The 18,383-nt window shown below is 60.4% G+C and carries 16 protein-coding genes and 3 pseudogenes; 8 read left to right on the top strand and 11 right to left on the bottom strand.

Translation table 11 applies throughout. The annotated features are described in order from the left end of the window. Nucleotides 1-118: 118 nt before the first annotated feature. Nucleotides 119-1,504 (top strand): annotated as a pseudogene (tnpC, locus tag CN933_RS19095) (IS66 family transposase); the annotation flags it as partial. 24 nt (nt 1,505-1,528) lie between these two features. Here the strand turns inward: tnpC and CN933_RS19090 are convergent. Further along, nucleotides 1,529-3,592, bottom strand: a complete 2,064-nt coding sequence (locus tag CN933_RS19090; protein WP_102762148.1) for a recombinase family protein — start codon at nt 3,590-3,592, stop codon at nt 1,529-1,531. After that, entirely contained in the window at nt 3,579-3,761 is a 183-nt protein-coding gene (locus tag CN933_RS19085; RefSeq protein WP_017265658.1) for a hypothetical protein, read from the bottom strand. Before CN933_RS19085 ends, CN933_RS19090 begins: the two co-directional genes overlap by 14 nt. Nucleotides 3,762-4,076: 315 nt before the next feature. On the opposite strand from CN933_RS19085, the pseudogene CN933_RS19080 reads away from it, so the two are divergent. From CN933_RS19080 to CN933_RS31875, 3 genes and pseudogenes are all read left to right on the top strand, one after another. Then, a pseudogene (locus tag CN933_RS19080) lies at nt 4,077-4,289 on the top strand (transposase domain-containing protein); the annotation flags it as partial. 78 nt (nt 4,290-4,367) lie between these two features. Continuing rightward, nucleotides 4,368-4,709, top strand: a pseudogene (locus CN933_RS19075) (glycoside hydrolase family 16 protein); the annotation flags it as partial. A 288-nt stretch (nt 4,710-4,997) separates the two neighbouring features. Then, nucleotides 4,998-5,207, top strand: coding sequence for a hypothetical protein (locus CN933_RS31875; RefSeq protein ID WP_102762204.1), 210 nt, complete (start codon nt 4,998-5,000; stop codon nt 5,205-5,207). Between the two features lie 265 nt (nt 5,208-5,472). On the opposite strand, the gene CN933_RS19065 is transcribed toward CN933_RS31875, so the two are convergent. Genes CN933_RS19065 through CN933_RS19045 form a run of 5 tightly spaced genes read right to left on the bottom strand, consistent with a single transcriptional unit; the run spans nt 5,473 to nt 10,451 of the window. Then, nucleotides 5,473-6,540, bottom strand: a complete 1,068-nt coding sequence (locus tag CN933_RS19065) for a DUF2218 domain-containing protein (protein ID WP_102762146.1) — start codon at nt 6,538-6,540, stop codon at nt 5,473-5,475. Then, entirely contained in the window at nt 6,537-7,379 is an 843-nt protein-coding gene (locus CN933_RS19060) for an ABC transporter ATP-binding protein (RefSeq protein WP_102762144.1), read from the bottom strand. The genes CN933_RS19065 and CN933_RS19060 overlap by 4 nt, the downstream gene beginning before the upstream one ends. Further along, on the bottom strand, nt 7,376-8,416 hold the full coding sequence (locus CN933_RS19055) for a FecCD family ABC transporter permease (RefSeq protein ID WP_102762142.1): 1,041 nt from the start codon (nt 8,414-8,416) through the stop codon (nt 7,376-7,378). Before CN933_RS19055 ends, CN933_RS19060 begins: the two co-directional genes overlap by 4 nt. Beyond that, on the bottom strand, nt 8,413-9,459 hold the full coding sequence (locus tag CN933_RS19050) for a FecCD family ABC transporter permease (RefSeq protein ID WP_180980748.1): 1,047 nt from the start codon (nt 9,457-9,459) through the stop codon (nt 8,413-8,415). The genes CN933_RS19055 and CN933_RS19050 overlap by 4 nt, the downstream gene beginning before the upstream one ends. Next, nucleotides 9,456-10,451 carry an iron-siderophore ABC transporter substrate-binding protein gene (locus CN933_RS19045; RefSeq protein ID WP_164866943.1) on the bottom strand — a complete coding sequence of 332 codons (996 nt, stop codon included), beginning with the start codon at nt 10,449-10,451 and terminating at the stop codon, nt 9,456-9,458. Before CN933_RS19045 ends, CN933_RS19050 begins: the two co-directional genes overlap by 4 nt. A gap of 311 nt (nt 10,452-10,762) precedes the next feature. Here CN933_RS19045 and CN933_RS19040 point away from each other — a divergent pair, with 311 nt between their 5' ends. Continuing rightward, nucleotides 10,763-12,901, top strand: coding sequence for a TonB-dependent siderophore receptor (locus tag CN933_RS19040; protein WP_180980747.1), 2,139 nt, complete (start codon nt 10,763-10,765; stop codon nt 12,899-12,901). 37 nt (nt 12,902-12,938) lie between these two features. Here CN933_RS19040 and CN933_RS19035 read toward each other — a convergent pair whose 3' ends face one another. Then, nucleotides 12,939-13,838 (bottom strand): helix-turn-helix domain-containing protein, encoded by a 900-nt coding sequence (locus tag CN933_RS19035; protein WP_102762138.1) that lies wholly within the window; start codon nt 13,836-13,838, stop codon nt 12,939-12,941. Nucleotides 13,839-14,081: 243 nt separating this feature from the next. Here CN933_RS19035 and CN933_RS32395 point away from each other — a divergent pair, with 243 nt between their 5' ends. Further along, complete coding sequence (locus tag CN933_RS32395) at nt 14,082-14,204, top strand: GMC oxidoreductase (protein ID WP_348627615.1); 123 nt, start codon at nt 14,082-14,084, stop codon at nt 14,202-14,204. 108 nt (nt 14,205-14,312) lie between these two features. Here the strand turns inward: CN933_RS32395 and CN933_RS19025 are convergent, their stop codons facing one another. Beyond that, complete coding sequence (locus tag CN933_RS19025; RefSeq protein WP_102762137.1) at nt 14,313-15,236, bottom strand: LysR substrate-binding domain-containing protein; 924 nt, start codon at nt 15,234-15,236, stop codon at nt 14,313-14,315. Nucleotides 15,237-15,383: 147 nt separating this feature from the next. Between CN933_RS19025 and CN933_RS19020 the strand changes: the two genes are divergently transcribed. After that, nucleotides 15,384-16,229: an aldo/keto reductase family oxidoreductase gene (locus tag CN933_RS19020; protein WP_280951600.1), complete on the top strand. Its 846-nt coding sequence runs from the start codon at nt 15,384-15,386 to the stop codon at nt 16,227-16,229. A 92-nt stretch (nt 16,230-16,321) separates the two neighbouring features. Here CN933_RS19020 and CN933_RS19015 read toward each other — a convergent pair whose 3' ends face one another. Both CN933_RS19015 and CN933_RS19010 read right to left on the bottom strand, forming a co-directional pair. Beyond that, nucleotides 16,322-16,540: a tautomerase family protein gene (locus CN933_RS19015; RefSeq protein ID WP_102762133.1), complete on the bottom strand. Its 219-nt coding sequence runs from the start codon at nt 16,538-16,540 to the stop codon at nt 16,322-16,324. A gap of 26 nt (nt 16,541-16,566) precedes the next feature. Next, entirely contained in the window at nt 16,567-17,307 is a 741-nt protein-coding gene (locus CN933_RS19010) for an SDR family oxidoreductase (protein WP_102762131.1), read from the bottom strand. A 99-nt stretch (nt 17,308-17,406) separates the two neighbouring features. On the opposite strand from CN933_RS19010, the gene CN933_RS19005 reads away from it, so the two are divergent. Continuing rightward, nucleotides 17,407-18,300, top strand: coding sequence for a LysR family transcriptional regulator (locus tag CN933_RS19005; protein ID WP_146032674.1), 894 nt, complete (start codon nt 17,407-17,409; stop codon nt 18,298-18,300). Nucleotides 18,301-18,383 lie beyond the last annotated feature (83 nt).

The raw sequence follows: 18,383 nt of genomic DNA, 5'->3' as shown, positions 1-18,383 counted from the left end.
CGATGGCATCGATATCGATGCGATGGTGCGCCATCCGGTGCGGCAATACCAGGTCGCTGGCTGAGGGCTCTTGAATTGCGCGGTTGACGCGGCGGTACGGTTCAGATTCAAGAATCTGATGAATCGAACCGGCGAACCGAGCGTTGCAGAGTTGAAGGCGCAGTTGGCGGCACATGCTGCCGAAATCGCCGCGCTGAAAGCCGAGAAGGAAGCGCTCTCGCAGCGCATCGTCAAACTCGAGGAAGAGCTGGCGCTGGCGCGGCTGCATCGGTTTGCGCCGCGTAGCGAAAAACACGTGGATCGCCTCTTCAATGAAGCCGAACAGGTTGCCGATGAGGATGTCGCCGGCGGCGAAGATGGCGATGTCGTCGACCTGCCAAACACAGGGTTACCGGCGATCGAAAGCACGACGGGAAAGAAGCGCGGCCGCAGACCGCTGCCGGAACACCTGCCGCGCGAGCGCGTCGAGTATGACCTTGCCGACGATCACAAGGCTTGTCCCTGCTGTCATGGTCAGATGCATCGCATGGGAGAGACCGTTACCGAGCAGCTTCATATCGAGGTGAAGGCGAAGGTTCTGCAGAATGTGCGGTTCAAATATGCTTGCCGCCATTGCGACCGCACCGGGATCAACACGCCAATCGTTATCGCGCCGATGCCCGCGCAGCCCTTGCCGGGCAGCATCGCCACGGCCTCGACGCTGGCATTTGCACTGGTCCACAAATACGTCGACGGCACGCCGCTCTACCGTCTGGCCCAGGCCTTCGAGCGCGCCGGGGTTCCTGTCAGCCGTGGCGCTCTGGGTCACTGGGTGATCGGCTCGAGCGAAAAACATCTGTCCCGCATCTATGACGCCTTGAAATTGCGGCTCAGATCGCAACCTCTCATCCATGGCGACGAGACGACGGTTCAGGTCCTGAAGGAAAAGAATCGTGAGGCCACCGATACATCGTATATGTGGGCCTATCGGAGCGGCGAGGACAGTGACGAGCCGATCGTGCTGCTCGATTATCAGCCGGGCCGCGGCCAGATACACCCGCAGACCTTCCTCGGCGATTACCGCGGCATCTTGATGAGCGACGGCTATTCCGCCTGGCGCACGATGGAGGGCGCGATCCACCTTGGATGTATGGCCCATTCAAGGCGACGTTTTGTCAATGCTCTCAAGACGAGAAACAAACCCGGCGGGCCGCCGGAGCAGGCGCTCCGGTTCTTCGAACAGCTCTACCGGGTTGAAAGACAGGCGCGGGACAAAAAGCCGGAGCACGGTGAGACGCAGGCCGACAGCATTCGCCGCTTTCGCCAGCAACACAGCGTACCCATCCTGAATGCCCTCAAGACATGGCTCGACGAAATCGCCCCGAAGGTCTTGCCGGACAGCAAGCTCGGCGATGCCGTCTCCTATACCCTGAACCAATGGGAATATCTGACGCGCTACACCGAAGACGGCAGGATGCCGATCGACAACAACCTTCTCGAACGCGATATCAGAGTTTTTGCAACGCAGTGTTCATTATACACCCCCTCTTCAAGTATCTGTAAACATTGGAATTTGACTTTCCGGCGGCGACTGACACGGGCGCCCTTTACGCCTCATCGCAGTGGCGACGCGAGGATCGCGAAGATGCGAGGCGTTAATCTGGTACGGAGCCCCCGGGACAACCTGTTGGGCCGGCAGTATCCCGGCCGCGATCAGGCTGCGAATGCGATGAGCGGTGACGTTGCTGGCCTTGGCAGCTTCGGTCAGCGTCAGCCATTCTCCGTCTTTCTCCGCTGATTTATAGGCATGAATTCCACGCACGCGCCGGATCGAGCCGACGCGCTTTGCCGTCCAGCTCTTGCCTTGGGCAGTCGGCAATCCCATCCGATTCAAGGTCGCTGCGATGTGCTCATCAGACCAGCGGCTCGCCATACTCTCGATGATGGCCAAGGCATCATCGGACGTGACACATTCATGTTCACCGGATTGTGGTTTGCGCAAGCGGAGGGTGGAATGTCGACCGCCCTTCCAATGGATCGTCAGCACGATCTCGCAGTCAGCCTCATCAATGTTGACGGTAATGTCGTTTATAAGCGCGCGCACCAACTGCTGGCGCGTTCGCATCGTTACGCTGGACGATGACCAGGCTGCATCGAGATCTTCGGCAAGGCCGGTAAAATCGGGCGTGGGTGTCGCCGAGTTGTGCGTCTTGATATCGTCCAGTCGAGCTTCGTACTCGCTGACGCGGCGTAGTGATGTCTCCCAGTTCTTCTCGAGCTGGGCGGCAATCAGGCGATTATCCGGATCGCACGCCGCATAGCGTCGCTCGGCGAGCGATGCTTCGTAACGAGCTTGTTGCAACTCGAGTTCGAGAATGCGCTGTTGTTCACGTTGAGTTTCCATGTGGGTCCGCTCTGCAACAAGCGCTGCCTGAATTGCAATCGGTTGAACGACCCTCATCAACTCACGCGCAATCGCCGTGTCGACTCGCTGGCCGCCAAAACACATACACCGTGGTAATCCGTGCGCCGTCCGGCCGATGCATTGGTAGACAGGATAAGGGTAACGCCCTCGATAGGCTACCCTCAACCGATGCCCGCATTGGCCGCAGGTCATCAATCCGATCAACAGGGAGCGGCCGCCTCGCCCTGACTTGGCTCCATCGCGCTGACCGTATGCATTAATGGCAAGTTGCTTCTGATTGCGTTCGTATATTCCCCAGTCGATATAACCTTCATGGTGATCCTTCAAAAGAACATCATATTCGTCGAGTGGCCGGATGTGGCCGTACGTCTTGTGAGCGCGGCCATCGACGACTGCGGTTCGGCTCTTGCTTTTGCCATAGGCGTAAGCTCCAGCATAAAACGGGTTCTTCAGTACCGAGATCACATTGCGATAGCGGATTGGCGTCCAATCGAGCGCCGTCAGTTTCCTGCCATCCGAAGGGCGGGGAAAATGCATTCCTTCACGATGCAGCGCCAGATGGGTCTGACGAGCGCTTCCCAGTTGGCGAAAACGGCTGAATATCTGCCGCACTGCTTCCTGGACGCGAGCGTCAGGATCCAGCCCAAGACCGATCTCGCGATGCCAGATATAGCCAATCGGCACGCCGATGCGCAGTTCTCCTCGTCGTGCTTTGGACCGGACGGCTTCATACATGCGCGTTCGTAGAATACTTAACTCGAATTCGCTGATGCTTCCCTTCATGCCCAACAACAGCCTGTCGTTCGGACGGCAAGGATTGTAAACACCGTCGAGATCGATCACCCGCGCTTCAACCAAGCCACACAGTTCCAACAGGTGATGCCAGTCGCGGCCGTTACGCGCGAGACGGGAAGCGTCGAGACAAAGGATGGCGCCGACGTCACCAGCACACAGCCAGGCCACCAGCTTGTCGAACCCCGGTCGCGCAACTGTTCCGCTTGCCGAGCGGCCAAGATCGTCATCGATGACCTCGACATCTCGAAATCCACGCCGTCGCGCTTCCTCGACAAGTTCGTATTGGCGTCTTTGGCTCTCGCGATTGAGTTGCACCTGCGCAGGTGTGGACTGACGGACATAAACCACGGCCTTACGCTTCAAAAGCGATGCGGGAAGATCAACGTGCGTCATCGCTGTCCTCCGTGATCGTCGTCCCGCCCGCCTGCAGGATCAATTGCGCAAGGCGCAAAATCATTGCTTGTCGTTCCACGGCGCTCATCCGCGTCAGCTCGGGCGTTTCCAACGTCATGCTGAGCTGGCAGGGTTGTTTTACGATGGCGTGGTGCTGTCGCGCTTTCATCACATGCCTCCTCGATAACAGTTGCGTCATCCGAAAAGACTTGCCTGAGTCCATGATCCTTGAGTACCCGGTCAAGGTCCATCAGCGCTCGTAACGATACCTGCGGCTCTCCCAACTTCATTGCGGCACAGATCGCGCGGTCGAACATCCACCGCTCCACGGCCGTCGTCACACCAGGTTCGTGCTCAACAACGACGAGGTCGGATCCGCGGCGTTGCTCCCCGTAATAACGGCGGACAAACCGACCATACAGCGCGTGCCAGCGGTAATGGATCTCGACTTCTTCCCCGATATGGGCAGAATGTTCGGTAGATTGCCACCGGCAGGAAGAGTTGGCTCTTCAGCGATACCGCCGATGGAGCCAAGGCCAGCGCCGTCATTTACAGCCTCATGCTGACCTGCCGCGCCTCCCGCGTCGAGCCATTAGCGTGGTTGCGCCGCGTCCTCACCGAATTGCCTCAACGCACCGAAGATGCAGATATCACCGACCTGCTGCCCTTCAACTTCCCCAAAGCCTCACCGGCCTGATCAAGCCGGATGCCTTCCCATTCGCACACATTCCGTCGAAATCGCGGGCGTCAACGTGCAGGGAAATGAGCGTTTACGATCGAAATGTACGGCCAGGATCCAAATACGGTCATCGCCACCGTGCATTCCAATGAGACCGGTTCGCAGACCAGCATCGCAAGCGCAGCCAGGGTCACCGATACAAGTGGCTTTCACAAATATGGTGTGCTTTGGACGGAAGAGGAGATCGTCTGGTACTTCGACGATACCGCGATCGCACGCGCCGAGACCCCCTCGGACATGCACAATCCGATGTACATGCTTGTCAATCTTGCGGTTGGCGGGATGGCTGGCCCACCGGACGACGGGCTCATGGACGGCGCCGAAATGAAGGTCGACTACGTCAAGTCCTATTCGCTCGACGCCGATTGGCACATCTGAGCAAGGAAAGCAGATCTGAGCCAGGAAAGAAGTTTCCAAGGAGACCGGCAGCGCAAGCATCTGCCGGTCAGAATGGATTGGCAAAACCCGCTTTCGCTAAACTGTTCCCTTTGGAACTGCGGGGTTCCCAGTGACGGTCATAAATTAGAGCTTGGAACCCGAAACTTGCAGAAGCGGCTCGTGCACCAAAAGGAAGGCGCACATGGCGTGAATGGGTTCATAGGGCCCATCAATACGGTCATTGCCGCTATCCGCGTGTGCTTAATTTCACCGCGGGAGGGGATTATAATGGAGCCGGTAACACTTGTACTGACGGTATGCCTTTTGTCGGCACCCGAAAAGTGCCGTGAGGAGCGCCTGGAGCTCGAGATCCAAGATTCATTGACGCAATGTATGTTCCGTTCCGTCATGTATGTCAGCAACTGGTCTGGACAGCATCCAGGCCTGAGCGTCAGAAAATGGCGTTGCGAGCTACCCGTTGCCAGCCGAAATGCCTGAATGCGTTCCGTCACCCGTGGCGCAGATGGATTGCAGGCCAGGTTGAATCATCCGCTGGACCTGCCTAGCCTTGCGGGCCCGGACCAGCCTTAGAGTGTCCATCGCTTTGAGCGGATGCGAACCGCCCACGACGCCGACATGTGAGATCTTCGCACTTCTATGCCGGCCATCGGCGAACACGCCGTCGATCAGCAGCGGTAGCGTCGGAGAACACATTACAGATGCGGCACTCCAGGCCCCACGTGGCAAGCTTCCCGTCAATATATTATGCGATTTTCCCTCGTTCCCAGTACCAAGCGACATACATCTTCCTGCGATCATGTTGCCGCGCTTTGAGGAAGGTCCTGATGGCTCGTATGTCTCTTCGTTCGCACGCAACCCAAACAAACGTTTCGGCATCGACGGCTTCTATCGCTGCTTTCGCCTCGGACACGAGAACGTCGGCAGCATCTTCCGGGTAGCTCCGCCTGTGCAACCAACGCACGTCGAGCACGCCATCGGTCGGAAGCGGTTGCTCTTCCGCCTTGTCCTCAACCTCGATCATGGCACGTATATGCGTTTCAGCCGGAGCCTCTGCCGCGATCCGTGCTATGGCCGGTAGGGCGCTCTCGTCACCGATCAGCAAAATGGAGCGCTCCGCCGGCAGGCCGCCTGCGCCTGGCCCTAACAGGGCGGCCACGTCTCCAGGCTGCGCGTCGCGCGCAAAGTCTGCACCCGGAGTCGGTACGCCAGGAGCGGGATGCTGCAAGAAATCGATCCACAATTCGCCCCGATCCAAATCGACGGCACGGATGGTATAGACACGAACCAGAAGCGTGTTCTCGCCTTCCGGCCACGCTATGCGGCCGTCTTCCCGCGAGCCGGGCCATACCGGCGGTTTGCCCTTCGGCGGCACCAGCAGGCGGACATGCATGTCGCCGCCCACAAAAGGCGTCACATCGGCGCAGGAAAATATCACGCGACGCATATGCGGAGTGACATCGTGCGCCGAGACGACGGTCACCTCATGAAGGTTCGGCAGCACCGACAGGGACATCGATTCCGACCAGGTCAATTCGAACGGCTGGTCTTCGGCGAAATAGAAAAGATGTTCCGCCAGGATCGTGCGGCTCATGTGCAGCATTTCACGCGTCGGGCAGTCGAGCTCGATCGACAGGCCCGCATTTGCAATGCCGATGCGCGCGACGCCGAGCTCGCTCCGCAGCAACGCCAGGTCGTCTATCCGTTCGACCTCGGCATGTTCGGCAAAATGCTCGCAGATCTCGTCGAGCATGTCGGCAGCGCTGCCGCAGACCGCTACGCCGGACAGCTTGAATGAATGAATTGCGTTCATGCGCGACTCTCCTTTTGTGGTGCATCGCCCGTGTCGTCGATGACGGCCATCCGGTGTCGCCCGATCGGCAGCATGATCGGCCGGCCCGACGTGGGATCGCTGATGACGCGACTATCGAGGCCGAAGACGTGCCGCACGGTCTCTTCGGTGAGCACCTCTTCCGGAGTGCCCGAAATGTGCACGCGCCCACCGGCAATCGCCACGAGATGGTCGGCGTAGCGGGCAGCAAGGTTGAGATCGTGCAGCACCATGACCACCGTCGTTCCACGCGTGCTGTTTAGATCGGTCAGCAGATCGAGCACCTCGATCTGATGGTTGATGTCGAGAAAGGTCGTCGGCTCGTCGAGCAGCAGGATCTTGGTCTGCTGCGCGAGTGCCATGGCGATCCAGACCCGCTGCCGCTGACCGCCGGAGAGCTCGTCGATCGGCCGTTCGGCAAGGTCGAACGTCTTTGTCGCCTCAAGCGCACGGTCGACCGCCTCGTCGTCTTGTCGCGTCCAGCGGGAAAACAGGCTTTGATGCGGATGCCGTCCCCTGCTGACGAGGTCGGCCACGGTAATGCCTTCCGGCGCGATCGGCGATTGCGGCAGCAGACCCAGCGTCCGGGCGAGGTCTCGCGACGGTGTCCGGTGGATGGACTTGCCGTCGAGGAGAACTTGTCCCTTGCTGGGCGCGATCAGCCGCGAGAGCGTGCGAAGAAACGTGGACTTGCCACAGGCATTTGCGCCGACGATCACTGTGATCTTGCCCGGGGGAATGGTGAGGTCGAGTGCATGCAGGATTTCAGTGTTGTCGTAGCCGGCCGTCAATCCGCTGGCGACGAGCAGATGATCGGTCATAAAGCCCCCCCGATCCGATTGATGCGAACGATGAGATAGATCAGGTAGGGTGCGCCAAGCGCCCCGGTTACGACGCCCACAGGGTAGCGGCTCGGCAGAAGGTGCTGCCCGACATAATCGGCGACAAGCACGAGAAGGGCGCCCGTCAGTGCAGATGGGATCAGCACCGAGCCGGAGTTTCGTACGATCCGGCCGGCGATCGGGCCCGACAGGAAAGCGACGAAGGCGATCGGCCCCGTTGCCGCGGTCGCCGACGCGATCAGTCCGACCGCGGCGACAATCACCAGCATCCTTGTATGCGAGACCCTCGTCCCAAGAGCGGCCGCCGTATCGTCGCCCAGCCGCAATGTCTCGAGATCGCGACCGCGAACAAGCAGTAGTGCCCCGAAGAACAGGAGGGCGAGCAGAAGCGGCAGTGCCTGGCCAAGCTGAGCGCCGTTGACGCTGCCGGTCAGCCAACGCATCGCTTCCTGCAAATTCCAGGCAGGCGCCGATTGAAGGATATAGGCGATGACACTTTGCAGCATGGCGGAAACGCCAATGCCGACAAGGATCAGCCTGGTGCCGGCCACCCCATTGCGGAAGGAAAGGCCATAGACGAGCAGCGCCACGCCAAGTCCCGCTACGACAGCGATAACCGAAACCATCGGCCCGTCCATGGACAGGACTACAATGGCGAAAACGGCAGCCGCCCCAGCGCCAGAGGTAATCCCGATGATGTCGGGACTGGCGAGCGGATTGCGCAACATGACCTGAAACGCCACGCCGCCCAGTCCAAAGCATATTCCTGCAAGAATCGACAGCACGGCGCGCGGCAACCTCAGTTGCCCCACCGTAAAGGATGCGCCCGAAACCGGTTCGCCGAGGAGCACGCGCAGAACATCGCTCGGCGGCGTGACGGATTGCCCAACCGACAAGGTGACGGCGAAGACCACTGCGACCAGGGTCAGCAACACCGCGAGAATGACAGCGTGCCTGCGCGCGCTTTTTCTGCGGTGTGCGATCACGACGCCAAGGGTGGATGAGGGAGCTGTCACAGGTCCCTCACGCGCTGGCGCCGGACGATCCAGATGAAGAATGGCGCACCGATCAGGGCGGTGACGATGCCGACGTCGATCTCTGCAGGGCGCGCGACGATGCGCCCGACAATGTCCGCCGCGAGCAGGAGGCACGCGCCTGCCAGCGTCGAAAAAGGCAGCAGCCACCGATAGTCCACGCCAATCAGCAGGCGGCAGAGATGCGGCACGACCAGCCCGAGAAAGCCGATCGGCCCGCATATGGCTGTCGTCGCACCGCAAAGAAGGATGGCGCCGAAGGAAGCAACGGCCCGCGCGGTTGCGACGCTCTCGCCGAGCCCGGTCGCAAGCTCGTCACCGAGTGCAAGAGAGTTGAGTTTTCTGGCCGACAACAGGCTGATCACGAACCCGACAAGCAGAAAGGGCACTAAGGGAAGGATGCGCTCGTAAGTCGCGCCGCCAACACCACCGATCTGCCAGGAATGAATACCCCCTGCGATATCGCCACGCGGCAGCACGACGGCAGTGACCATGGACGCAAATGCGACGGACGTTGCCGCGCCTGCCAGCGCCAGTTTCAAAGGGGTCGCGCCGCCCCTGCCCAGCGAACCTATGGCATAGACGAAGATCGCGGCGCATGCGGCACCCAGGATGGCCACCCAGATATACGCATACAGCGACGACATCCCGAACCAGGCGACGCCGATGACAACTGCGAGGGATGCCCCCATATTGACGCCGAGAATGCCGGGGTCTGCAAGCGGATTGCGGGTCACGCCCTGCATGACCGCTCCGGCCAACCCCAGAGCGCCCCCCGCAAGCAGGGCCAGCAACGTCCGCGGAATGCGCAACGCGACCGATGCGCGACCGATGTTATCCTGCGCACCGCCCAGCGCCGCGGCGACATCGTCCCACCCGACATAGCGCGTGCCGACCGTTACAGAGGCGACAAGCAAAACCATCAGAAGCGCGAAAAGCGCTGCCAGCCAAAGACTTCGCATCCGGCTGGAACGGGACACGGGCGACCAACGCCCGTCCGATGTCTTGATGATCCCGGCGGTCATTTTGACTTCTTGACTGCCTCGCTGAGCAGCTTCACGTAGTCCTTCAGGACCCATCTGATGGACAGTGGCGTGGGATTGGCGGCATTGCCGACCGCGTTGTTGCCGAGCATGACGATCGATTCCCGTGCAACGGCAGGCATATGCTGCATCAGCGCGTTGGCTTTCAAGGCATCGAAAAGCATCCCGTCGCCGTAAGTAACGAGAATATCCACATCGTCGAAAGCATCGATCTGCTCGGCGCTGACGGAGCCCGAGAACTTTCCGGCTTGTGAAGCCTGCACCACGCTTTTCGGCGATCTGAGCCCGAGATCGGCGAAAAACCTGACGCGCGTATCGTTGGTCGTGTAGAAATTGACGACGCTGAGGTCCCATGAGCTGAGATGAGTAATGAACATTGCCGATTTGCCCTTGAGCTCGGGATATCCTTCCAGCGTCAGGGCAATCTCAGCTTCGATGCCGGCTATCAGCGCTTCCCCTTCCGCAGCCATCCCGAGCCCCGCGCTGTTCATCCGGATGGTCTCGCGCCAGTCGGTCGACCAGGGAGCCTGCGGATAGGCGATGACAGGTGCAATCTCGCTCAACGTGTCGTAGTCCGCCTGACTGAGGCCCGAATAGGCCGCAAGGATGACGTCCGGTCGCGTGGCGGCGACCGCCTCGAAATCGATGCCATCCCCCTCGTCGAAAAGCACCGGCGTTTCAGCCTCGAGTTCACCGAGACGTGCGGCGACCCACGGCAGAATGCCGTCATTGTCGTCATCGCCGAAGTTGGCGCGCGCCATTCCAACCGGAACGATGCCCAGAGCCAGCGGCACCTCATGGTTCGCCCAGGCGACGGTTGCGACACGCTCCGGCTTCTTTGCGATGATGGTGTTGCCGAAGGCATGCTCGATGGTGATGGGATACGCAGCACTCTCGGCAGCGAACACAGTGCCGTGCCTGCCTGTCCAAAGAAGGGCTATGACTGCCAGTACAGCGAAACGGAACAGCCTCATCGCCACACTCCATCCAAGGTTTTAAGTTGACCCCCAGTCTCAGCTTAATTAAGCGGCGTCAACGGCAAAGCCGCCGATATCCAGAAAGAGCGCGCGGATTTCCGGAGGATCGTACAAATCCGGGGAAACATACAATACTGGACAATACTGCTCCAGTTAATAGCGGCTCGTGGGAGAACGGCTTCACGCCGGGGCCGGTTGAGCGCAGCTTTCCTGTGTAGCGGACGGCCGGACGCGATGCAGTTCGGAGACCTCAAAGGGCGTTGGTATTGGGGCCCGCTTTCAGCATTTACGTCAATTGGAACATGGACATGGACATCGATCAGACCGGCCGCTGGCCAACGAGGGTACCGTTTCGTTCACGAGACGCATTTCTGTTGGGCTACACAGCACTTTTTGCTCTAACGCCTGTTCTCTCGTTCGCACAGGACGCAGGCACTGAAGGCGACGCAACGGTGCTGGAGACTATTGTGGCGCACGGCACCGGTGGCGGAAGCGTTCTCAATACGGAGGACGATTCAAAGTCGATCGTCGCGACCGAAACGACCGGCGCCGGCAAGATGCCGACCGATATCCTGGTAGCCCCTGCCTCGGTATCCGTCATCACCTCCAAAGAAATTGAGGAACGCGCCGCCGACACCATCGAGCAAGTCGTACAATATACGGCGGGGGTCGTGACCGACTTTTATGGTTCGGACGACCGTTACGACTACTTCGACATTCGCGGCTTCACTCCGTATACGTATCGCGACGGTTTGGCGATTGGCAGGACCTTTGCAGGGGTCCGGGAAGAGCCCTATGCCTTCGAGCGCATCGAGGTGTTGAAGGGCGCCAGCTCCTCAAGCTTTGGAGCGGCGGAACCCGGCGGATCGATAAACTACGTCACGAAAACGCCGAAGAGCGATCGTTTCGGTGAAGTCTATGGCACCGGCGGATCGTTCTCGCATAAGGAACTCGGCTTCGATTTCGGTGACAACCTTACAGCGGACGACACCCTGTCCTACCGTTTGACCGGCAAATTTCAGCGCTCGGACGCGGAATACGATTATTCTCAGGATGACGAGAACTTCGTCATGGGCGGCCTGACGTGGCGCCCCACCGACGCGACAAATCTGACATTTGTCTTCGATCATCTCGACAGGGACGGAGTTCCCGGGAGCGGTGGCCACCCACTCGGCACCGATTTCGACAGGGATCAGTTTTTTGGCGAGCCGGACTATTACTTCACAGAGACGAACCGCAATAGCTACAGCGTTCTTTTCGACCACGATTTCGGCAACGGCCTGAGTGTCAGCTCCAACGCCCGCTACAGCAAGCTGAACGACGGGTTCGGCAGTGCCTATATCGGCAGCACACCAACGGATGGCTCGACGGTGGCGGGTCGCTATTTCTTCGGAAACGAGAAATCGACTGAACAATTCGTCATCGATGCTCACCTGATTTACGAAGCAAGTCTCGACAATGTGGAAAGCCGCACGCTTCTCGGTGCCGACTACAATAAATACGAATCGGACAGTGCCAACTTTTACACGTCTGCGCCTTCGATCGATTGGGAAAACCCGATCTATTCAGGTGGGCCCGGCGCGATGGCGCCTTATGCCAGCACGAACAACGACCAGCAGACCAACGCGATCTATCTGCAGCAGGATCTGACCTTTTTCGACAAGCTCACCGTGAGTGTCGGCTTGCGCAATGACTGGCTCGATCTTAGCGAGACGAACCTCCTTGCGGGTACCACAAGGGCTGGCAACCACAGTGAATTTACGACGCGGATCGGCGCGAGCTACAAGATGACCGAGGAGCTGGCGCCCTACATCAGCTACGCCGAGTCGGCCGCGCCGCCTGCCGCAGGTAGCGATCCTACCACGGGAAAGCAGTATGAAGTCGGGATCAAATATCGGCCGGATGCCTTTCCGGCCTTGTTCACCGCTTCCGTCTACGACCTGACGAAGGGCAACATTACGGTTTTCGACCAGGTCACCTACCTGCCGCAAACCGTCGAAAGGGTCAGACATCGTGGTTTCGAACTCGAAGCCAAGGCGGAGGTAACGAACAATATCAGCGTGATTGCCGCCTACAGCTACATCGATTCAAAGATTGAAGAACCTGGCGGTGCTAATGATGGCAACCGCCTCATGCGTGTCCCCAAGAATATTGCTTCGGTGTGGGGCACCTACACGCTGGAGGGCGACGGCGCGCGGGGCGACATGATGTTCGGGCTCGGAGCTCGCTACGCGGACGCCTATTACACGGACATTACCAACAGCTCATCGTCGGAGAGTGCAGTCGTCTTCGATGCAGCCTTTATTTACAAGGTTCAGGAAAACACCACGTTCCAGCTGAACGTCAACAATTTATTCGACGAAAAACACGTGGCGAGCAAGGACTCCGGGGCGGTCTACTACAATCCGGGCCGCAGCATTCTCGCGACGCTGCGCCAGACTTGGTAGGGGCAAGCCGTCGACCCGCGACTTGCCGCCGGGATCTTCACGATTGCCGGAATTGCCGCATCCGCCGCCAAGCCGCGGGAGTTTCGCCAACGATCTGACGGAAGACCTTCGTCAGGTGTGCCTGATCGGAGAAGCCGAGCTGCGCGGCGATGCTGGCGACTGGCAGGTCGCTTTCGCCGAGCAGCTTTTTCGAAAGCTCGACTCGCTTTGCAAGTTGCCATTGCAGCGGCGTCTTACCCATTGTCTGCTTGAAGACGTTTGCAAACCAGCTTTCGGACAGGCCAACGACGGCAGCCATATCGGCGACAGACATACGATAATCACCAAGCGCGTCGATATGCGAGATGAGCTTATTCATCTGTGCCTGCGTCAGCCTGCCGCCGGCCCTTTCCTCCCTCTCGGCAGGAATATCCAGAAGCCCCGCGACGATGCTGCCGATAAGGCTCTCCGCATAGACTGCATGCTTGGTAGGGCTCTTTATTTCGTCGGCCAGCAGCTTCGCCAACGCATCGATTGCCGCCACGTTTTGAAGCTCGACCGGACGGCGCAACGCCGTTAGCGCTGCTGAGCTCCCAACCGATGGAGCCAGAAACCGTAACACCCGATCCTTGTGAAGGTGCAGATTGAGGTGGCTGAAGCTATGTGTCTTCAGACTGCCCGTCCACAACGGCACACCGGCAGGAACATACACGGCACGCGCCATCGGGCGCGAATTCCTCGCCAGATCAGTGTCCTGGTTCGAAATGCGAACGTTCGAGGAGACGTCGTTGAAGAAAAACATGATGCGCGGATCGTCCGCGAGATAATAGCCGCTGGCACCGGCTTGACTTTCCGCCTCCCAAAGGACGCTGACCATCCCATCGTATTGGCGCCATTGGACCGGCGCCGTGACCCGAATGCCTTCGGTTTTCCAAGACATGGAATGCCAGAAGCTCATTTGTAGATCAGTTCTTCCTCTTTAAGGTGCCAGATGTCGGTGCGGGCAGGGAAATTGCACTGTCGTTCGGCGCCATTCCACATCGCAGGCCAAGTAAGTTGAGCCGTATTCTCATCTTTTTTTCAAACTGGCAAGCTGGGCTTTTATTTTTCGCGAAAGTGGGAGGGCCTCGAGGGACCGGACGTACAGTATTTTCTTCATGCGCGCGGGCTACGCCAATGCCGCCGAGCGGGTGCTTGCGGAGTGGGAACGGACGAGAAGGCGGTGACGGATCCGACTCTGAAGGTTCGCCGGATGGAGGGCCTGCGCGACGCCTCGACCATGCCAACCATGGTTCGGAAAATACCCAAGCCGCAGTCTTCATGATCGCGGAAAAGGCGGCCGAATTGATCCTGAACGACACGAAGCTCTGATACCGCAGGCTTTCTTCGCCAGCAAACTTCGGGCCTCGTTCGCCAAAGGCGTGTCGCTCGCTCAACGGGCTCCAGCCGGCGGCATGGCCCTGATGAAGTCGATGAAGACCCTGAGGGGCGCGGGCACCAGCCGGCGCCCGGGATAGTAGAGGAAGGGGCCCGAAAAGCTCAGCCACCACGGCTCCAGCACGGGCTCCAGCGCTCCGGTTTTGAAGTGCGGATGCAGCCAGTCCTCGAATATCGAGACGATGCCGGTTCCGGCAATCGCCGCCGCGATGCCGAGATCCGAGCCGCCGCCCGCCTGCACCACAAGCGACGTGGGCGGGTCGATCGTGACCGCCTCGCCGTCGCGTTCGAACTCCCAGGGACTGATTGGCCGGCCGGCGAAACGGCCGCGGATACAGCTGTGACCAAGCAGGTCGCGCGGATGCTGCGGCCGGCCATGCGCGTCGAGATAGGCCGGCGAAGCACCGCTCGCATACCGCTGGATGCGAGGCCCGATCGGCTCGGCGATCATGTCCTGCTGCAGCCGCTCGTCATAGCGGATGCCGGCGTCGCAGCCCGCGGCGATCACGTCGACGAAGCTTTCGTCAGTCATGATCTCCAGCCTGATGTCGGGATAGGCCGCAAGGAAGGGTGGCACGATGGACGGCAGGACTAGCCTTGCGGCGCTGACCGGCACGTTCAGTCTCAGCACGCCCACCGGGCGGTCACGGAAACCGCGGGCGAAATCGAGCGCGGCATCGATCTCGCCGAATGCCGGTCCGATCCGCTCCATCAGCCCCCGGCCGGCCTCGGTCGGTACCACGCTACGCGTGGTGCGGTTGAAAAGCCTGACGCCGAGCTCCGCCTCGAGGCGCCGCACGGCGTCACTCAGCGCCGACGCGCTGACGTCGCTCGCCCGAGCCGCCTCTCGAAACCCGCCGGCCCGGGCAACCTTCATGAAGGCGCCCACATCCGCCATGTCGGGCCTGTCCCGTTCCATATTCCCGCTCCTACCAATTGTACGGCACGCCGTACAGCCCGTGCGGATGGTAGCTGATTGTCCTTCCAATGAAACAGGCCTAATCCCGTTTTCGTGGCTCAAAACGGAGATCCGCGCATGTCCAGTATTGCAAGATCAGGAACTTTCATGCTCGGCGACCAGGTGGTGAACCGACTCGGCTATGGTGCGATGCAGCTCGCCGGCAAAGGTGTCTTCGGTCCGCCGCGCGACCGCGCGGAAGCGGTCGCCGTCCTGCGCGAAGCGGTTGAGAGCGGCGTCAACCACATCGATACGAGCGACTTCTATGGCCCGCACGTGACGAACGAGATCATACGGGAAGCGCTCCACCCCTACAGGGACGACCTCGTCATCGTCACCAAGGTGGGCGCCAGGCGCGGCGCGGACGCCTCATGGATCCCGGCCTTCACGAAGGAAGAACTGACGCGAGCTGTGCATGACAATCTGCGCAATCTCGGACTTGACGTCATCGACGTCGTGAACCTGCGCGCCATGTTCAGCGTGCACGGCCCGGCCGAGGGTTCGATCCAGGAACCGCTCATGGTGCTGGCCGATCTCAAGCGGCAGGGGCTGATCCGGCATATCGGCCTTTCCAACGTGACCACGGGACAAGTCGAGGAAGGCCGCAGGATCACGGAGATCGTCTGCGTGCAGAACATGTATAACCTCGTCAATCGGGCCGACGACGCCATGATCGACCGGCTCGCCGCCGCCGACACCGCCTATGTGCCCTTTTTCCCGCTCGGCGGCTTTTCGCCCTTGCAGTCCTCGACGCTGTCCGACGTGGCAGCCCGGCTCGGCGCAACGCCGATGCAGGTGGCGCTCGCCTGGCTGCTGAAACGCGCCCCGAACATCCTGCTGATCCCCGGCACCTCCTCGCGCGTGCATTTGAGGGAGAACCTCGACGCCGCCGAAATCGATCTCCCGGAAGAAGCAATGCCCGAACTCGACGGAATGGTGCCCGCCTGGAGGTGAGCTTGACGGACCTGAGGTCCCCGATTCAGCCGACCGCAGCAATGGCGAGGGCCGGCGCGAAAATCCGCGCCGGCCCTCGATGAGCCTCGGAATCAACTGCTTTCCTTCGCACGGTAGCCGTCGGGAACGATGAAGATCTCATCGGCACGGCCGTATCCGCCATCCTTCACTTCCTCGATCAGCACCATTGTGTGCGGCCGTGCCGCTTCGGAGAAATACTCCACGAGCATGTCGGTCATGCGGTGCACGATTTCTTCCTTCTGGGCGCCGCTGAGTGCAGCTTCAGGCGTCTTGATGTTCACGAACGGCATGGGATTCTCCCTTCTGGAGGTCTGCTTCAGATCATGCCGCCATTGGCGCGGAGCACCTGGCCGTTCACCCAGCCGCCTTCGGGGCTGGCAAGGAAGGAAACGACCGAGGCAATGTCGCCGGGCTGACCCAGGCGCCCCAGCGGAATCGTGCCGACAATCCTTTGGACTAGCTCATCGGACTTGCCAGTCATGAAAAGCTCGGTCTCGACCGGCCCGGGCGCGACAGCATTGACTGTGATACCCCGGCCGCCGAGTTCCTTCGAGGCAACGTGGGTCATCGCCTCGACGGCAGCCTTGGTGGCAGCATAGACCCCGTAGGTCGGCCCATAGGCGCCGACGACGCTGGACGAGAAATTGATGATGCGGCCGTCGTCCCGGAGCCGGCCGGCTGCTTCGCGCATGGCGCGGAACGTGCCGGTGAGATTGATCGCGATCTGCTGCTCGAAGCTTTCGTCGTCGGTATCGGCAAGCGGCGCCAGCTTCAGGATGCCCGCATTGTTGACGAGGATGTCGGCGCCGCCGAAGCCTTCTTCGGCAGCATTGAACATGTCGGCAGCGGCGGTCGGGCTGCTTATGTCCGCCTGTATCGCGACCGCTCTACCGCCGCGCGCTTCGATCTCCGCAACCACGGCGGCCGCAGCCTCACTGCTGCTTGAATAATTCACGACGACGGCGATGCCATCCTTTGCGAGCCGCAGTGCGATGGCCCGGCCGATGCCCTTGGATGCTCCGGTGACGATCGCGACGCGTTGTCCTTTAATGGTCATTTATACTCTCCTGTTTGACGAACAGGAGATATTGCTGCCACCGCGTCAGAACAATCGAGCAAATATTGACATCAGAATTCGGCTGTGGTGAACAAAGCCATGGACCGGCTCGACCGCATGCAGCTCTTCATCCGGATCGTCGAACGCCGCAGCTTCGCTGCTGCGGCGTCGGACCTCGGCCTTGCCCGATCCACCGCAACGGAAGCGATCAAGCAGTTGGAAGACAATCTTGGCGTTCGACTTCTCGAGCGAACGACCCGGTATGTCGCGCCGACGCTGGACGGCGCGACGTTCTACCGGCGCTGCCTTGCGATTCTCGCCGAGGTGGACGAGGCGGAAAACGCCTTCCGGGACATGCAGGCCCGCGGCCTGCTGCGCGTGGATGCGCATCCCCTGCTCACACGCACGTTCCTGCTGCCGCGGCTCAATGAATTCCTCGACAGTAATCCTCTGCTCGACCTGCAGATCGGTCAGGGCGACCGTCTGGTGGATCTCGTCAGGGAGGGCGTGGATTGCGTCATCCGCGCCGGAGAGGTTGCGGACAGCGGCCTGATCATGCGCCGCCTGGGAATGATCAGCGAAGTCACCTGCGCCAGCCCGGCCTACATAGAGAGGCACGGAACACCCCGGTCCCCCGATGCGATGGAGGGGCATCGCGCCATCGGATTCATCTCATCGCGCACCGGGCAGATCATGCCGCTCGAATTCGCCGTCGGGAGCAGCGTCCGCTACGTGGCCTTGCCCAGCCGGCTGACGGTCAACGACTCGGACACCATGACCGATCTCGCCCGCCGCGGCTTCGGCCTGATCCAGGCGCCGCGCTACCGCCTGCAGCGGGACCTGGACGAAGGCACCCTGGTCGAGGTTCTTGCCAGGTTCCCTCCCCCGCCGACACCGCTTTCGGCGCTTTACCCCCAGAACCGCCAGCTTTCGCCGCGGGTGCGCGTGTTTATTGATTGGGTCGTCAAACTGTTTTCCGAAGCCGACTTGTAACTGCCAGCCGAATGCCTGTTCAGCTGAAGGTGTCGCTCGCCGGGCCTTCGCCGCCAGATCGCGCAGATAGCCGCCTGCCGAAA

Source organism: Sinorhizobium sp. M4_45 (genome assembly GCF_002885915.1).
GTDB classification, from domain to species: Bacteria; Pseudomonadota; Alphaproteobacteria; order Rhizobiales; family Rhizobiaceae; genus Sinorhizobium; species Sinorhizobium meliloti_A.
Note: the sequence above shows the minus strand (reverse complement) of the source record. Positions and strands in the feature narration are given on the sequence as shown.

Excerpts from the sequence above, each read along its gene's own strand:
- CN933_RS19045 (WP_164866943.1), bottom strand. The coding sequence starts at position 10,451 with ATGAGGCTGTTCCGTTTCGCTGTACTGGCAGTCATAGCCCTTCTTTGG.
- CN933_RS19015 (WP_102762133.1), bottom strand. The coding sequence starts at position 16,540 with ATGCCGTTCGTGAACATCAAGACGCCTGAAGCTGCACTCAGCGGCGCC.
- CN933_RS19010 (WP_102762131.1), bottom strand. The coding sequence starts at position 17,307 with ATGACCATTAAAGGACAACGCGTCGCGATCGTCACCGGAGCATCCAAG.
- CN933_RS19065 (WP_102762146.1), bottom strand. The coding sequence starts at position 6,540 with ATGAACGCAATTCATTCATTCAAGCTGTCCGGCGTAGCGGTCTGCGGC.
- CN933_RS19090 (WP_102762148.1), bottom strand. The coding sequence starts at position 3,592 with ATGACGCACGTTGATCTTCCCGCATCGCTTTTGAAGCGTAAGGCCGTG.
- CN933_RS19085 (WP_017265658.1), bottom strand. The coding sequence starts at position 3,761 with ATGAAAGCGCGACAGCACCACGCCATCGTAAAACAACCCTGCCAGCTC.
- CN933_RS19060 (WP_102762144.1), bottom strand. The coding sequence starts at position 7,379 with ATGACCGATCATCTGCTCGTCGCCAGCGGATTGACGGCCGGCTACGAC.
- CN933_RS19040 (WP_180980747.1), top strand. The coding sequence starts at position 10,763 with ATGGACATCGATCAGACCGGCCGCTGGCCAACGAGGGTACCGTTTCGT.
- CN933_RS19005 (WP_146032674.1), top strand. The coding sequence starts at position 17,407 with ATGGACCGGCTCGACCGCATGCAGCTCTTCATCCGGATCGTCGAACGC.
- CN933_RS31875 (WP_102762204.1), top strand. The coding sequence starts at position 4,998 with ATGGAGCCGGTAACACTTGTACTGACGGTATGCCTTTTGTCGGCACCC.
- CN933_RS19020 (WP_280951600.1), top strand. The coding sequence starts at position 15,384 with ATGCTCGGCGACCAGGTGGTGAACCGACTCGGCTATGGTGCGATGCAG.
- CN933_RS19050 (WP_180980748.1), bottom strand. The coding sequence starts at position 9,459 with ATGACCGCCGGGATCATCAAGACATCGGACGGGCGTTGGTCGCCCGTG.
- CN933_RS19035 (WP_102762138.1), bottom strand. The coding sequence starts at position 13,838 with ATGAGCTTCTGGCATTCCATGTCTTGGAAAACCGAAGGCATTCGGGTC.
- CN933_RS19025 (WP_102762137.1), bottom strand. The coding sequence starts at position 15,236 with ATGGAACGGGACAGGCCCGACATGGCGGATGTGGGCGCCTTCATGAAG.